This window comes from Paraburkholderia sp. J94, from assembly GCF_905220285.1.
GTDB classification, from domain to species: Bacteria; Pseudomonadota; Gammaproteobacteria; order Burkholderiales; family Burkholderiaceae; genus Paraburkholderia; species Paraburkholderia tropica_A.
Genome location: NZ_CAJMZH010000057.1, coordinates 1 through 470, shown reverse-complemented (window position 1 = coordinate 470; position 470 = coordinate 1). Strand labels below are relative to the sequence as shown.

Below are 470 nucleotides of genomic sequence, written 5' to 3'. Positions count from 1 at the left end.
TCGACATCGACCTGCATCGACAGACCGATACGCAGCGGATGCTTCTGCAGATCTTCAGGATCGAGCGAGATCCGCACCGGCAGACGCTGCACCACCTTGATCCAGTTGCCCGTCGCGTTCTGCGCGGGCAGCAGCGAGAACGCCGAACCCGTGCCCGCCGAGAAACCCACCACCTTGCCGTGATAGACCACCGACGAACCATAAACGTCGGCCGTCATCTCCACCGGCTGGCCGATGCGCATGTGCTTGAGCTGCACTTCCTTGAAGTTCGCGTCGATCCACAGCGAGTTCAGCGGCACCACCGACATCAGCGGCGTGCCCGGCGAGACGCGCTGGCCGACCTGCACCGAACGCTTCGCCACGTAGCCCGTGACCGGCGCGGGCAGCGTGTTGCGCGCGTTCGCGAGGTACGCGTCGCGCACCTTCGCGGCGGCCGCCATCACGTTCGGATGGTTCGCGATGGTCGTGTT

Annotated in this window: 1 protein-coding gene; it reads right to left on the bottom strand. The window is 65.3% G+C overall.

The annotated features are described in order from the left end of the window. Nucleotides 1–470, bottom strand: a 470-nt coding sequence (locus U4Y88_RS37625; protein WP_321790142.1) for an HlyD family efflux transporter periplasmic adaptor subunit, incomplete at both ends; no start/stop codon positions are given.